This window comes from Streptomyces sp. NPDC059861 (genome assembly GCF_042731435.1).
GTDB lineage: Bacteria > Actinomycetota > Actinomycetes > Streptomycetales > Streptomycetaceae > Streptomyces.
The window spans coordinates 24,754-39,088 of sequence record NZ_JBHWJQ010000036.1 but is presented as its reverse complement, the minus strand read 5'-3'; the positions used below and the strand labels follow the sequence as shown (position 1 = coordinate 39,088).

General features: G+C 69.0%; 12 protein-coding genes. 10 read left to right on the top strand and 2 right to left on the bottom strand.

Going from position 1 to position 14,335, the window contains the following annotated elements; all coding sequences use genetic code 11:
* Window positions 1-34 precede the first annotated feature (34 nt).
* Entirely contained in the window at window positions 35-1,084 is a 1,050-nt protein-coding gene (locus ACFV6X_RS27400) for a zinc-binding dehydrogenase (RefSeq protein WP_385387664.1), read from the top strand.
* A 33-nt stretch (window positions 1,085-1,117) separates the two neighbouring features.
* On the opposite strand, the gene ACFV6X_RS27395 is transcribed toward ACFV6X_RS27400, so the two are convergent.
* Window positions 1,118-1,930, bottom strand: coding sequence for an AraC family transcriptional regulator N-terminal domain-containing protein (locus ACFV6X_RS27395; protein ID WP_385387662.1), 813 nt, complete (start codon window positions 1,928-1,930; stop codon window positions 1,118-1,120).
* 261 nt (window positions 1,931-2,191) lie between these two features.
* On the opposite strand from ACFV6X_RS27395, the gene ACFV6X_RS27390 reads away from it, so the two are divergent.
* Both ACFV6X_RS27390 and ACFV6X_RS27385 read left to right on the top strand, forming a co-directional pair.
* Window positions 2,192-3,274, top strand: coding sequence for an aldo/keto reductase (locus ACFV6X_RS27390; RefSeq protein ID WP_385387660.1), 1,083 nt, complete (start codon window positions 2,192-2,194; stop codon window positions 3,272-3,274).
* A 53-nt stretch (window positions 3,275-3,327) separates the two neighbouring features.
* Window positions 3,328-4,086: an SDR family NAD(P)-dependent oxidoreductase gene (locus ACFV6X_RS27385; protein WP_385387658.1), complete on the top strand. Its 759-nt coding sequence runs from the start codon at window positions 3,328-3,330 to the stop codon at window positions 4,084-4,086.
* 76 nt (window positions 4,087-4,162) lie between these two features.
* Here the strand turns inward: ACFV6X_RS27385 and ACFV6X_RS27380 are convergent, their stop codons facing one another.
* Complete coding sequence (locus ACFV6X_RS27380; RefSeq protein ID WP_385387656.1) at window positions 4,163-5,095, bottom strand: MurR/RpiR family transcriptional regulator; 933 nt, start codon at window positions 5,093-5,095, stop codon at window positions 4,163-4,165.
* 536 nt (window positions 5,096-5,631) lie between these two features.
* On the opposite strand from ACFV6X_RS27380, the gene ACFV6X_RS27375 reads away from it, so the two are divergent.
* From ACFV6X_RS27375 to acnA, 7 genes are all read left to right on the top strand, one after another.
* Window positions 5,632-7,305: an ABC transporter substrate-binding protein gene (locus tag ACFV6X_RS27375; protein ID WP_385387654.1), complete on the top strand. Its 1,674-nt coding sequence runs from the start codon at window positions 5,632-5,634 to the stop codon at window positions 7,303-7,305.
* Window positions 7,306-7,311: 6 nt separating this feature from the next.
* Window positions 7,312-8,262, top strand: a complete 951-nt coding sequence (locus tag ACFV6X_RS27370; protein WP_385387652.1) for an ABC transporter permease — start codon at window positions 7,312-7,314, stop codon at window positions 8,260-8,262.
* Entirely contained in the window at window positions 8,259-9,149 is an 891-nt protein-coding gene (locus tag ACFV6X_RS27365; RefSeq protein ID WP_385387650.1) for an ABC transporter permease, read from the top strand. Before ACFV6X_RS27370 ends, ACFV6X_RS27365 begins: the two co-directional genes overlap by 4 nt.
* Window positions 9,150-9,155: 6 nt before the next feature.
* Window positions 9,156-10,124 (top strand): ABC transporter ATP-binding protein, encoded by a 969-nt coding sequence (locus tag ACFV6X_RS27360; protein WP_385387648.1) that lies wholly within the window; start codon window positions 9,156-9,158, stop codon window positions 10,122-10,124.
* Window positions 10,121-10,960, top strand: coding sequence for an ABC transporter ATP-binding protein (locus tag ACFV6X_RS27355; RefSeq protein ID WP_385387646.1), 840 nt, complete (start codon window positions 10,121-10,123; stop codon window positions 10,958-10,960). Before ACFV6X_RS27360 ends, ACFV6X_RS27355 begins: the two co-directional genes overlap by 4 nt.
* Before the next feature lie 100 nt (window positions 10,961-11,060).
* Entirely contained in the window at window positions 11,061-11,555 is a 495-nt protein-coding gene (gene rraA, locus ACFV6X_RS27350; RefSeq protein ID WP_385387644.1) for a ribonuclease E activity regulator RraA, read from the top strand.
* 52 nt (window positions 11,556-11,607) lie between these two features.
* On the top strand, window positions 11,608-14,334 hold the full coding sequence (gene acnA / locus ACFV6X_RS27345; protein ID WP_385387642.1) for an aconitate hydratase AcnA: 2,727 nt from the start codon (window positions 11,608-11,610) through the stop codon (window positions 14,332-14,334).
* Window position 14,335: the final 1 nt, after the last annotated feature.

The following is a 14,335-nucleotide window of genomic DNA, read 5'->3' as shown; positions in this document are numbered from 1 at the left end:
TCACAGATCAGTATACCTGCGGGAAGGTCGAGCGATGACTGTGTCCCAGTCCATGCGAGCGGTGCGCATCACCGGGCACGGAGGACCGGAGGTCCTTGAGCTGACGGAAGTTGCCGTCCCTGCCCCGCGGGCAGGAGAAGTGCTGGTCCAGGTCAGCGCGGTGGCCCTGAACAACACCGACCTGTGGACCCGGGAGGGCGCCTACGGCCGTCCTGGAGACCCGAAGACGCTGTCGGGCTGGCGCGGCCCGATCGACTTCCCGCGGATCCAGGGCGCCGACGTGGCCGGGCGGGTCGTGGCCGTCGGGACCGGCGTGGAGGGGAGCCTCGTCGGACACCGAGTGGTCGTCGACCCCGCGATCTACGACACCGAGGGACCGGACGCCCACCCGGTGGGCCTGATGGGAAGCGAACGCGACGGCGGATACGCCGAGTACGTGACCGCGCCGGTGGAGCGAGTGCATGACGTGACGGAATCCCCGCTCACGGACGACCAGCTCGCGACGTTGCCGACCGCCTACGGCACGGCGCTGGGCATGATCGAGCGAGGCCGGCTACGGAAGGGAGAAACCGTGCTGGTCTCGGGAGCGTCCGGCGGCGTCGGCCTCGCGCTGGTGCAGATCGCCCGGGCGCGCGGCGCGCGGGTCCTCGCCATCAGCAGCGGACCCAAGATCGATGCGGTGCGTGCGGCAGGCGCGCACGAGGTCGTCGACCGCGCGGGAGACGTCGTCCGGCAGGTCCGCGCTGCCGCCCCGGAGGGCATCGACGTCGCACTCGACGTCGTGGCCGGCGAACTGGTGGGTGAGGGGCTGCCGCTGCTGCGGGAGGGGGGCCGGTGGGTCATCGCCGGCGCACTCGGCGGCTACGACGTGTCCTTCGACGTGCGCCGTCTCTACCTGCACAACGCGCAGGTCATCGGGTCCGCGATGCATACGCCCGCGCACTTCGGCCGCCTCATGGACCTGGCTCGCCGGGCCGATGTCCAGCCCGTCGTCGCCGCGACCTTCCCGCTGGACCAGGCCGCTCGCGCGCAGGAAGAACTCTCCCGCAGGGGACACGTGGGAAAGATCGTCATGCACCCCTGACTTCCGTCGGACGGATCACGGGAAAGGCGGACGCTAGTCCTGGAGGACTTCCACGGTTCGCAGGCGTGCTGCGTCCTGGCCCGGGGGTGCGCCGAACATTCGCCGGTACTCACGGCTGAACTGCGAGGGGCTTTCGTACCCCACGGCGTAGCTGATCGCGGCCACGTCGCGCGGTGAGGCCATGAGCTGGATGCGGGCTTTCTGCAGCCGGAGCTGTTTTTGGTATTGCAGTGGACTCATCGCGGTCACGGCCCGGAAGTGCCGATTGAGTGAGGAGACACTCAATCCGACTTCGTCGGCGAGGTCGTCGACGCGCATCACCTGGTCGTAATGCGTCTTGATCCACGCGATGGCGCGGGCGACGAGGGTCGTGCGGCTGTCGGCCAGGCCGATCTGTCTGATCAGCGCCCCCTGGGGGCCGTTCAGCAGTCGCCAGTGGATCTCGCGCCGGAGGCCGGGCGCCAGTACCGGGATGTCACGTGGCTCGTCGAGCAGGCGCAGCAGCCGGACGACGGCGTCCAGCAGTCTGTCGTCGGCGTCGCTGGTCGCGACACCCGGCCCGGCGTGCGGACGGACGGTGGTGGGGCCGGCTTCCAGCAGCAGTTGCGCGATGATCGCGGGCTGCAGGGGAAGCCCGAACGCGAGATACGGCTCGGTGGGTGTGGCGCGGGTGATCTGCGAGGTCAGGGGCAGGTCGACGGTCGCGACGAGGTACTGGCCCGCCTGGTAGTCGAAGATGTGGTCACCGAGAGCGGAGCGCTTAGCTCCCTGAGCCGTCAGGGCGATCATGGGCTCGGTGACCGTGCCCAGCGGCTCGGTCACACGGTCGGTCGAGAAGACCGCCATCTGATGGATCCATACCGGGCGGGGGCTGCCCGCGGCCAGTCGTGTGATCCGGCGCCGGATTTCCTTGAGGTGATGCACCACGCCAGGAAACCACGTGAGCGTGGGCGGGGCCAGCACGATGCGGGCGAGGTTGCGCGGATCGTGCAATGTCCCGCGCGCATCGGTCTAGGGAGCCACTGTGCGGCGGGGTCGAATGGAGAGGTACCCGGGACGGCCGCCACGGCGTCCGTCCTCGCACCATTCCCCTGATGAGGTCGCACCATGTCGCTCGATTCCTACGTGACGCTCGGACGTTCCGGACTGCGTGTCAGTCCGTTCACGTTGGGCACGATGACTTTCGGGGAGGATCACGGTTGGGGCAGCAGCCCGGGGGAGTCCAAGGACATCCTCTCGGCTTATCTCGATCGTGGCGGCAACTCGATCGACACGGCCAACATCTACACCAACGGTCACTCCGAAAAGATCATCGGTGACTACTTCGCCGGCCGGCCCGGACTGCGCGACCGGGTGGTGATCGGCACGAAGTTCTTCGGCAACCTGTACGAGAACGACCCCAACGGCGGGGGACCGGGCCGTAAGGCGGTCGTGCAGCAGCTGGAGAACTCCCTGCGGCGTCTGCAGACCGACTACGTCGACATCTACTGGCTGCACAACTTCGACCCGTCCACACCGGCCGAGGAGACGCTCCGTGCGCTGGACGACCTGGTCGCCGACGGCAAGGTCCGCTACGTCGGGTTCTCCGACGTGCCGGCGTGGGCGACGGCGGAGGCGGCCACCGTCGCGCGGTTCCGCGGATGGTCCCCGATCATCGCCGTGCAGTTGGAGTACTCCCTGCTCGAACGCACCTCGGAGGGGGAGCTGATCCCCATGGCCCAGGCCCTGGGCATGGGAGTGATGCCCTGGGGGCCGCTGAAGAGCGGCTTCTTGTCCGGCAAGTACTCCAGCACCACCACGGGACCGGTCGACACCGCACGGACACAACTGGTCGGCGCCCCCAGCGAGTCCGACTACGTCGTGATCGACGCGCTCAACGCCGTCGCCCGCGAGGTGGGCGCAAGCCCCGCCGCGGTGGCGCTGGCCTGGGTGCAGGGCCGACCTGGGATCACCTCCACCCTGGTGGGCGCGCGCCGTCTGGACCAGTTCGAGGCCAACCTGCGGGCACTCGACGTGACCCTGACCGAAGCCCAGCGCGAGGCCCTGGACGAGGTCTCCACCCCCGCGCTGAACTTCCCCGCCGAGAACAACAGGACGCTGGCACCGATGATCCAGTTCGGCGGGGCCACCGTCGGCGGGCGCCCTTCGATGGTCTCCCCGCTCCTGCGGGTCAGCAGCACCCGCTACTGAACACCCCCTCACCGCAGCGAAATCCACTACAGGCAACAAGGAAAGGGACAAACATGTCACTGCAGTTCGCCGGCAAGACCGCCCTGGTCACCGGGGGCGGATCCGGTATCGGCCGGGCGACGGCACTGGCGCTCGCGGCCGAGGGCGCGCTGGTCACGGTCTCGGGCCGTACGGAGGAGACTCTGAAGGAGACGGTGCGTCTGGTCGAGGCCGCCGGCGGCTCCGCCCGCCACTTCGTGGCCGACGTGTCCGACGAGTCCATGGTGGAAGCAACGGTCCGAGCAGCCGTCGGGGACACCGGCCGGCTCGACTTCGCCGTGAACAACGCGGGCTACGACGGCGAGTTCCAGCTCACCACGGACTACTCGACCGAGATGCTGGACCGGATGATCGCCGTCAACATACGCGGTGTGTTCCTGTCGATGAAGTACGAACTCAGGCAGATGATGGCGCAGGGCCACGGGTCAGTGGTGAACATGTCCTCGGGCGCGGGGCTGGTGGGTGTGCCCGGGTTCTCCGGTTACACGGCCACGAAGGCGGCCGAGATCGGGATGACCAAGAGTTCGGCCCTTGAGGTCGCACCGCACGGTATCCGCGTCAACGCGCTGTGCCCCGGTCTGGTGGACACACCGATGATCGCGACGATGGACCCGAACGAGGAACCCATGAAGTCGATCATCGCTGCCCATCCCCTGGGGCGGATAGCCGACGCGAAGGAGATCGCTGACGCCGTTGTCTGGTTCTGCTCGGACAAGGCCGGTTTCATCACGGGCGCGGCGCTGCCGATCGACGGCGGGTACTCGGTGCCGTAGCACGCGGCGGCGGACGTCGCAGCCGTGGCCGCGGTGGTCGAGGAGCTCGGCCGCACCGCGACGGGACACACGGCCTTCACGAGCCGTCTTCCTGGGGAGGCCGTCGTCTCGTGGACTGCCGGCCGTGGGGGTGGGCCTCCGGCGTGAGTGCGGCCCGAAGGGCGTGCAGTAGCTCGGAGTTGGAGGTCGAGCGGTCACGGTCGCGGGCGGCGACTCCGAGAAGCAGACAATCCGTCATGAGGAGTGAGCTGAAGGCCTCCGCCGTGTAGCCGGTGGCCGAGTGGACGGCAGGCAGCGAGACGTCGACGCGTCCCGCCAGAGCCGGTCCGAGCGAGTCCGTGACGAGGACCGTCTTGGCTCCCACAGACTGGGCGTGGTCGATGACCACGCCCAGTTCCCTTGTCAGGCGGGCCGGTGCGTAGATCACGACGGCATCGTGTTCGCGGAGCCCGAGCAGGCCGTCAGCGAGAAGGAATCCGGCGGCACCGACGAACCGCGTGGGGTGACCCAGGCGGTTCATCTTCATGCAGAGGAACCGGGCAGGGATCTCGGACAGGCCGACACCGAACGCGAGTACCTCGCGCGCCTCCGCCAAGAGTTCCACGGCCTGGTCGAACTCCGCCGGAGGGATCAGCCGGAAGGTTTCCGTGAGCCGTTCACTGGCCTCGGAGAAGACATGATCGAGCAAGGTGGCCGTCTCCCGCCCCGCGCCGTCGATGCGCTGGCTGAGCCTCACGGAGGGCCGGGTGCCGTCGATGATCTGCAGCCCGATACTGCGTTTCAGGTCGGGCAGCCCCGAGTAGCCGAGATTCTTGGACGTGCGAACCACTGTCGCGTCGCTGGTTCCTGTGGCGTTACCGATCTCCTCCGCCGTGGAGAAGATGACCGACTGCGCGTGGTCGCGCAGATACTCGGCGACGCGGCGCTCAGCCGGAGGCATGGCCGGCAGCCTGTTCGCCACGCGCTCGCGCAGCGTGTCCTCGGCGTCCGTCCCCGGGCCTGCGGTCATGGCGTCATCCCCTGCGTCCTCATGCAGCGCTTTCTGCTCTGCTGTAGCACAAACTACCGAATCGACGCGGAGTGTAGTAGTGACTAGAGCATGAAGCCGGCCGGTCGCTCGATCCGGGTCAAGCCGAGCGTCGACTTCTCCCGTGATCTCCGTGGGCCCAGACCCTTCCTTGTAGTAGGCACTACGGAAGAAGCCGCCTGTCAACTCCCGGGCCGGAGATGGATTTCGGGTCGCCTCCCGTCCATGAGCAGGCATAACGCGGCCTCCCGCGAGGCGAGTCGGGACCGTTACCCAACCATTGTTCTTGAAGCGTTGACTTCTTCGTAGCACTCACTACGCTCTTGTTCACCGCGTAATGGTCACTACGAAACCGACTTCCGGCTGCCGCGTCGGCGCGCCCCGGCATCCGTCAGCGCACCCTTCCAGACCCACCCATGCCTGGAACAGGCCCCTGTGCAGTACCGACCCACCGTGCCCTGACCTCGGTCCCGGTCCAGGGCCCATTTCGTTTCCGTACGTCTCACAGGAGAACCCCTATGAACACCCACCTGTCCGCAGTCTCGACGAGACGCATGCCGACCGCCGCGGTACTCGCCACGGCAGTGGCGCTCGTGGCCGGCTGCAGCGGTGCGGCCCAGAACGCCGCGGACGACACCACCGGCGCCGGGGGCGCCCGGCTCGACCTCGTGCAGACCACGCCGAAGGCCGCAGGTGGCGTGGAGCGCGTCAACTGGCTGCTGGAGAAGGAGCCCGACTCGTTCGACCTCGATCTCCAGGCCAGCAACCAGGCGCGCACGGTGATGGCGAACGTGTGCGAGCGCCTGTTCCAGATCGGCCCCGACCTCACCAGCGTCCCGCGTCTCGCGGAGAAGGCCGACTGGCCGGACGACAAGACCCTGGTCCTGACGCTGCGCGAGGGCGTGACCTTCCACGACGGTTCGCCCATGACCGCGGACGACGTCCTCTACAGCCTGCGACGGCACAGCGCCGAAGGGGCGGAGGAATCGGACAAGTTCGCCAACGTCAAGAGCATGGCCAGGACCGGCGAACTCGAAGTCACGATCACCTTCACGGCACCTGACGCGCTGTTCGTGCAGTCGATGGCGGGAGACGCGGGCATCGTGCTGAACCGCGCCGTCATCGACAAGCAGGGCGAGGACTACGGCACACCTGGCAACACCGATGCCTGCTCCGGCCCCTTCACCCTCCAGAGCTGGCAGTCCGGTACGTCCGTCACCATCGAACGCGACGCCGACTACTGGGACGAGAAGAACCGGGCGCTGTCCGAGTCGGTCGTCTTCCGCTGGGCGACGGACAGCACGCTCGTCAACAGCTTCACCACCGGCGAGGCGGACGGATCCTACGTCACCTCGTCCACCGGGCCGGTGGTGGCGCTGAGGAAACAGAAGGGCGTGAACGTCTACTTCGGCCCGAGTACCCGGGCATGGTCACTCATCCCGACCGACCGCGGGCCGATGAAGAACGTGAACATCCGCAAGGCCCTCTCGCTCGCCCTCGACCGGCAGGGAGTCGCCAAGTCCGGCTTCAGCGGAGTCGTGGAGCCGTGGTCCTCGCCTGTCGGGCCCGGTGCGTGGAGCTACGAGAAGGCGACGTTCGAGGCCGCTCAGAAGGACCTGGAGCCGGCGGCGCCGGCTAGTCCGTCGTCCGACGACCTCGCACAGGCCAAGGAACTCGTGAAGAAGGCCGGCGGTGCGGCCGAGCAGACCATCCTGATGGTCAGCGACGGCACCCAGGGGCGGTCCGTGATCGCCAACGCCGTTCGGGCGGCGGGGCAGAGCATTGGGCTCAAGGTGCAGATCACGACCGTTCCACCGGCCCGCTTCCAGGAGTACTACAGCGACGAGAAGGTCCGCTCCACCATCGACATCATCGCGGACGACTGGTACATCTCCACGGCTGATCCCCTGGGCTTCTACGACAACGCGCTCAGCGGCAGCAGCGACAACTGGGTCAAGTTCTCCGACCCCCAGTACGACGCCCAGGTGAAGAAGGCCCTCGGGACCGGGGACGACGCCGCCCGCGCGGAGCTGGCCGTCGACGTGCAGAAGCGCTTCATCGACAACATGGTGTGGATCCCCATCGTCCAGGTGCCCTCGACGCTCATCCTCAGCGACCGGCTGACCGGTGCCCCCGCGTCCGGAATCAGCCCGTACAGCCCATGGGCCGTGGGTCTCGGCCGGAAGGGTTAGACAGCGGTGGGAGCACATATCGCCCGACGTGTCGCCGGCCTGCTGGCGACACTGCTGGCCACCTCGTTCGTGATCTTCGTGGCCGTGTACGCCGCCCCCGGCGACCCGGCCGTGTTCCTGGCCGGGGGCAAGGAAGGGCTCACGCCGGAGAAGCTGGCGGCGGTGCGTGAGCAGTACCACCTGGACGAGCCGCTGCTGGCCCAGTACGGCAGGTGGCTGTGGGGATGCCTCCAGGGCGACCTCGGCCGCTCCTTCCAGTACCACGACCAGGTCGTCGACCTGGTGTCCTCCCGCCTGCCCACCACGCTGACGCTGGTCGCCTTCTCCTCGGTGTTCCTCGTCGTCATGGGTGTAGGTGCGGGCGTCCTGGCGGCCGTGCGCCGCGGCTGGGTGGACTCCGTGGTGGTCGGAGGGACGACGCTCGCGGCATCCGTGCCGTCCTTCGTCGCGGCGATCGCCATGATCGCGGTGCTCGGCGTGAAACTCGGCTGGTTCCCGGTGACGGGAAGCGGTGAGGGCTTTGCGGGGACCGTCCACCACCTGACCCTGCCGGCACTGGCCATGGCAGTCGGCTCGGTGGCTCTGATCAGCAGGGTCACCAGGCAGGCGATGCTGGACGCCTTCTCCTCCGAACATGTGGAAGTGGCACGCGCGACCGGTCTGCCGGAGCGGCAGATCGTCGTGCGACACGTACTGCGCAACTCCCTCGGACCCATCATGACCATGTGCGGCCTGGTCATGGCGGGCATGCTGGCGGGGACCGTCGTCGTGGAGACCGTCTTCGGTCTGGCCGGCATCGGCTCGCTGCTCGTCGGTGCCATCAACGTGCACGACTTCCCCGTGGCTCAGGCGGTGCTTCTCCTGATGGTCGTCGGCTACATCGTCGTCACCACCATGGTCGATCTCGTACATCCACTGATCGACCCGCGGGTCCGGTTGAACAGGAGCGGAACATGAATCCCGGTCAGCAGGTCGTGCCATCAGGGCTTCTCCCGACGCGCACATGGCGCCGGCGCCGCGGGGCCGGTCGGCGGGCGACCACCGTGCCGCTGTCCGTCCTCGCCTGCTCCGTCTTCCTGGGCGCTGTGGTGCTGGCGGCCTTCTTCGCACCGCTCCTCGCCCCGCACGCGCCCGACGCGGTCGACCTGGGCAACTCGTTGGCGGGAACGAGCTCGCAGTACTTGCTGGGCACGGACGTGTCCGGTCAGGACCTGCTCTCCCGCGTCCTGCACGGAACGCGCTCCAGTCTCGTCGCCCCGCTGATCCTGTTGATCCTGGCCACGGTCATAGGCGTGACCCTGGGCACCGTCGCCGCGTGGCGCGGGGGTTGGGTCGACGGCCTGCTCTCCAAGGTGACCGACGTGATGTACGCCTTCCCGGGTCTGCTCTTCGTCGTCATGATCGTGGCGGTGTTCGGCCAGGGCATCACGACAGCGGTGCTGGGCCTGTCCCTCGCCTACGCCCCCACGATCGCGAAGTACACCCGCAGTCTGGCCCTTTCGGAGCGGTCGATGCCCTACATCGACGCCTACCGGGTGCAGGGAATGGGAGGTGCCCGCATCTGTGTGCAGAAGCTGGTGCCGAACCTCGGACGCTCGCTCGTCGGGTATCTCGTGGTTCTGTTCGGGGAGGCGCTGATGAGTCTGGCGACACTCAACTTCCTGGGCTTCGGCGCGCAACCGCCCAGCTCCGACTGGGGGCTGATGGTCCAGGAGGGTCAGGCGGCGATCGTTCAGGGCGCACTGCTGCCCTCCCTCGTACCGGGTGTTGCCATCGCGGCCGTGGTGGTGGCGTTCAACATCGTCGGAGTCTGGATCTCCGACCGACTCGGCAGCGGAAAGTAGACGCCCATGCTCCTCGACATCGAAGATCTGAACCTCTCGCTCGCCGACCGCGCCGCACGTCCGCTCCTGTCCGACGTGTCCTTGCGGGTGGCGGCCGGTGAGGTGGTGGGCCTGGTGGGTGAGTCGGGCTCCGGAAAGTCCACCACGGCACGAGCGGTGCTGCGCATGCTGCCGACCGGCGCCGACGTCACGGGTTCGGTGCGCATGGCGGGGGAGGACGTTCTCACCATGGACGCCGCCCGGCTGCGTGCCCACCGAGCCCGGAGCGTCTCCATGATCTACCAGGACCCGCGCGCGTCACTCAATCCCGTCCGCAGAATCGGCGACTTCCTCACGGAGCGATTGGTCCGTGTGCTGGGGCAGTCCAGACGGCAGGCGGTGGACAACGCCGTGCGGCTCCTCGGAGATGTCGGACTCGGCGAGCCCGACCGCAGGCTGCGGCAGTACCCGCACGAGTTGTCGGGCGGCATGCTCCAGCGCGTGGTCATCGCCGCGGCACTGGCGACCAACCCCGCGCTCCTGCTCGCCGACGAGGCGACCAGTGCCCTGGACGTCACCACCCAGGCCGAGGTCCTGGCGCTGCTGAAGAGGCTGCAGGCGGAACGGGATCTGGGCCTCCTCTTCATCACGCACGACCTGAATCTCGCCGCCGCGTACTGCGACCGGGTCTATGTCATGTACGCCGGCCATGTCGTGGAGCACCAGCCCGCGCGGGAGCTGTTCGTCCACCCCCGGCACCCGTACACCCGCGGACTGCTCGACTGCTCACCCGCGCTGGGGGAGCGGCGCGAGCTGCGGCCCATCGCAGGTAGGCCACCGTCTCTGTCCGACGTGCGGCCGGGGTGCCCCTTCGCGCCGCGGTGCGCGTTCGCCGAGGAGGCGTGCGACAACTGGCGGCCGGAGCTGAGTCCGGCCGGCGACGACGTGGACGTGTCATGCCGCCGTGCGGCGGCGCTGGAGGGGAGCCTCACATGACCGGTTCGGACGTGCTGCTGTCGGTGGGTTCGCTGAGCAAGACGTACACCCTGCCGGGCGGGGAACGGCTCAAGGCGGTCGACGACGTCTCCTTCGAGATACGCAGGGGTGGTTCCCTCGGCATCGTGGGTGAATCCGGCTCGGGCAAGACCACCGTGGCCAGGATGCTCGTGGGTCTGGTGACTCCGGACTCCGGCTTCATCGGCGTGGCGGGCGCCCCGCGGTATCCGGAGCCCCCCCGTCCCCGGCGCGGCCTGCGGGGCAAGAGCGCCGCCCGGCTGCGGAGGGCGCGTGAGATCCAGATCGTGTTCCAGGACCCGTACGTCTCGCTCGACCCACGGCTGACGGCGGCACAGTGCCTGAACAGCGTTCTGAGACTGCACGGTTGGCGCGACAGGGCTGCCGCCGCGCGGCGTGTCACCGAGTTGCTCACCCAGGTCGGTCTCGGCGCCGGCGAGGCGGATGCCCGGCCGCACACCATGTCCGGCGGGCAGCGCCAGCGACTCGCCATCGCCCGGGCGCTGGCCGTCGATCCGGCGGTGCTGGTGCTCGACGAGGCCGTGGCCGCGCTGGACGTCTCCATCCAGGCGCAGATCCTCACGCTGCTGGAGGAGATCCGCCGGGAAACGGGAGTGGCGCTGGTGTTCGTCAGCCATGACCTGGCCGTCGTGCAGCACGTCACCGACGACGCGGTCGTCATGCGCAACGGGCGGGTCGTCGAGCAGGGACCGACCCGACGGGTGCTCGACAGCCCGGTGGATCCCTACACACAGCGGCTGCTGGCCTCCGTACCCCGCCTCGGCTGGGATCCGAGTACGGCGGCATCCTCCCGCTAGAGAGGTGGTCGCCTCCTGGCGTGCGGCCTGCCGATCGTGACATCCGAACCGGTCCTGCCCGACGCCCGGGCCGGGCCGACTCAGAGACGAGGAAAGCGGTATGAGACCGACAGCGGACATCTACGACGAGTACGGCGAGGCCGCCGAGTCGTGCTCGACGCAGTTCCGACACTTCGGCGCCAGGACGGAGTTCGAGGGCGTGGTCACGACGGTGCGCTGCCGTGACGACAACGTGCTCCTCCGTGCCGTCCTCGGGGAAGCGGGGGGTGGCAGGGTCCTGGTCGTCGACGGCGGCGGTTCGCTCGACACAGCTCTGATCGGCGACGTCATCGCGGGTCTCGCGGCGGCCAACGGCTGGGAAGGCCTCGTCGTCTTCGGCGCCGTCCGCGACGTCGACGCGCTGGGCCGCATTCCCCTCGGCGTCAAGGCCCTGGGGTCCAACCCACGGAAGAGCCGCAAGCAGGGACTTGGAGACGTCGACGTGGACGTGTCGTTCGGAGGTGTGACCTTCCGCCCCGGGTGCCGTGTGTTCAGTGACACCGACGGCATTCTGGTCCTGCGGGCGACAGAGGGGATCCGTGCGGTCTCCGGCTGAGCGGACCTCACCCGGGCGTCTTTGCGACCTCTGATGCTATAGCCTATAACCTATGAAGAGATGGGACGTGAAAGCCTCGGGGACGGCGTCACAGGACAGCTATCGGAGCCTTGCCCGCCTCGACCTGGCAGGCAGCAGCTACGAGGTGCACCGGTTGGACGCCGTACCCGGCTCGGACCGCCTGCCCATGAGCCTCAAGATCCTGCTGGAGAACCTCCTGCGGAGCGAGGACGGGCGCACGGTGACGGCCGACCACATAGCCATGCTGGTCAAGGAGCGCACCGACGGGCGGCAGGACGCCGTCCCCTTCTTCCCCACGCGGGTCTTCCTGCACGACACCAACGGCGTCCCGGTGCTGACCGACCTGGCCGCCCTGCGCGACGCGGTGGCCGCGGCGGGCGGGGACCCGCGGGAGGTGAGTCCCCGCATTCCCAGTGACCTGACCGTCGACCACTCCATCTCCACGGAAGTCTCCGGACGCCCGGACTCGCTCGTCGCCAACGTCGATGTGGAGTACGCCCGTCACGCGGAGCGGTTCCGCTTCCTCAAATGGGGCGAGCGGCTCCGGGGGCTGCGCGTCGTGCCACCGGGTACGGGGATCATGCACCAGATCAATCTGGAACTCCTCGCCGGCGTGGTGGAACGGCGTGACGGACGGGCGTTCCCCGACACCTGTGTGGGGACGGACTCGCACACGACGATGGTGAACGCGCTGGGTGTGCTCGCCTGGGGGGTGGGGGGTGTCGAGGCCGAGGTCGCACTCCTCGGTCAGCCGCTGAGTGTCGTGGTACCCCGCGTGATGGGCGTCGAACTGGTCGGCGAGCTGTCCGCCGGCGTCACCGCGACCGACCTGGTGCTCACCGTTGTCGAGCGCCTCCGGGCGCACGGCGTGGTCGGCATGGTCATCGAGTTCACGGGCGCCGCCCTCGCGAACCTCCCGCTCGCCCACAGGGCGACCATCGCCAACATGTGCCCGGAGTTCGGTGCCACCGCCGCGATGTTCCCGATCGACCCTCTGACCCTGGACTACCTGCGATTGACCGGTCGTGCACCCGACCACGTCGTGACGGTGGAGACGTACGCGAAGGAGCAGGGGCTGTGGCATGAACCCCAGCACCGTCCGCGCTACGACGAGTTGCTGACCATCGACCTCTCGTCCGTCACCGCCTCCCTCGCCGGTCCACGTCGCCCGCAGGACCGGGTGGCGCTGCCGGACGTGCCGAGCAGCGCGAGGGCGGCGATCGCAGGCCTCAGAGGGAGCCGGGACGCCGGGTCCCCGAAGACCGCCGTCGGGGGACCGCCCCGACGGCGCGGACCGGACAGGGGGACGAGCGTCGCGGACGCGATCGGCGACGGTGCGGTGGCGATCGCCGCGATCACCTCGTGCACCAACACGTCCAACCCGCATGCCATGGTCGCGGCGGGGCTGCTCGCCCGCAACGCCCGGGCACGCGGACTGACCTCCAAGCCGTGGGTGAAGACCAGTCTGGCGCCGGGGTCGAAGACCGTCACGGAATATCTGCGCGCCGCGGGACTGTCCGAGCCGCTGGACGAGCTCGGCTTCCACCTGGTCGGCTACGGCTGTATGACCTGCATCGGCAACTCCGGCCCCCTCCTGCCGAGTGCCGCGACGGCGGCCGGGGAGCGCGATGTCGTCCTTGCGTCGGTGCTGTCGGGCAACAGGAACTTCGACGGGCGCATCAACAACGACGTCTCGCTCAACTACCTGGCCTCACCGCCGCTGGTGGTGGCCTACGCACTGGCCGGCTCGCTCACGCACGATCTGACGGCCGACCCGCTGGGCCTGGACGCGGACGGCGCGCCGGTGACGCTGGCCGACCTGTGGCCGGCCGACTCCGAGATCGAGGCGGTGGTCAGCGCTCATCTGACGCCCGAGTTGTTCGGCGAGGCCTACGCCGACGTCTTCGAGGGGGACGAACGCTGGGCCGCCGTACCCGCGGCGGACGGCGCGCTGTTCGACTGGCCTGACGGTTCGACCTACCTGCGCCGTCCACCGTTCCTCGACGGTGTCGCCGAGAGTCCCTCCCGGCGGGGTGACATCACGGGGGCCCGGGCACTCCTGCTTCTCGGTGACTCGGTCACCACCGATCACATCAGCCCGGCGGGCCGCATACCCGCCGGGAGCACCGCCGGCCGGTATCTGTCCGCGCTCGGCGAGACCGAACTCAACACCTACGCCTCGCGCCGCGGGAACTTCGAGGTCATGGTGCGCGGCGCGTTCGCCAACCCGCGGCTGCGCAACCTCATGGCGCCGGAGCACCGTGGCGGATACACCCCCGACTTCACGGCCGAGGGCGCCGTCGTCCCCGTCTTCGAAGCCGCACAGTCCTACGCCGCCGCCGGCACACCCCTGCTGGTCGTCGCCGGCAAGGAGTACGGGACGGGCTCGTCGCGGGACTGGGCGGCGAAGGCGACGGCGCTGCTGAAGGTGGTCGCGGTCCTGGCGCAGTCGTTCGAGCGGATCCACCGCACCAACCTGGTGCAGCTCGGCGTGCTGCCACTGCAGTTCGTCGACGGGCAGAGCGCCGAGTCACTGGGGCTGGACGGCACGGAGACGTTCGACGTCCTCGGGATCGGGCAAGCGGTGCGCGTGCCCGCGTCCAGGGTGACGGTGCGGGTCCGGTCGCAGCGGGGACGCGCTGCCTTCGAGTTCGCGGCCGTGGTCCGGCTCGACACCCATCAGGAGGTCGTCTACCACGCGAACGGCGGTGTGCTGCCGTACGTCTACCGCCGGCTGCTGCGAGGACACGGTGGCTGAC

Coding starts and splice junctions, on each gene's coding strand:
- ACFV6X_RS27400 (WP_385387664.1), top strand. CDS start 35: ATGACTGTGTCCCAGTCCATGCGAGCGGTGCGCATCACCGGGCACGGA.
- ACFV6X_RS27395 (WP_385387662.1), bottom strand. CDS start 1,930: ATGGCGGTCTTCTCGACCGACCGTGTGACCGAGCCGCTGGGCACGGTC.
- ACFV6X_RS27390 (WP_385387660.1), top strand. CDS start 2,192: ATGTCGCTCGATTCCTACGTGACGCTCGGACGTTCCGGACTGCGTGTC.
- ACFV6X_RS27385 (WP_385387658.1), top strand. CDS start 3,328: ATGTCACTGCAGTTCGCCGGCAAGACCGCCCTGGTCACCGGGGGCGGA.
- ACFV6X_RS27380 (WP_385387656.1), bottom strand. CDS start 5,095: ATGACCGCAGGCCCGGGGACGGACGCCGAGGACACGCTGCGCGAGCGC.
- ACFV6X_RS27375 (WP_385387654.1), top strand. CDS start 5,632: ATGAACACCCACCTGTCCGCAGTCTCGACGAGACGCATGCCGACCGCC.
- ACFV6X_RS27365 (WP_385387650.1), top strand. CDS start 8,259: ATGAATCCCGGTCAGCAGGTCGTGCCATCAGGGCTTCTCCCGACGCGC.
- ACFV6X_RS27360 (WP_385387648.1), top strand. CDS start 9,156: ATGCTCCTCGACATCGAAGATCTGAACCTCTCGCTCGCCGACCGCGCC.
- ACFV6X_RS27355 (WP_385387646.1), top strand. CDS start 10,121: ATGACCGGTTCGGACGTGCTGCTGTCGGTGGGTTCGCTGAGCAAGACG.
- rraA (WP_385387644.1), top strand. CDS start 11,061: ATGAGACCGACAGCGGACATCTACGACGAGTACGGCGAGGCCGCCGAG.
- acnA (WP_385387642.1), top strand. CDS start 11,608: ATGAAGAGATGGGACGTGAAAGCCTCGGGGACGGCGTCACAGGACAGC.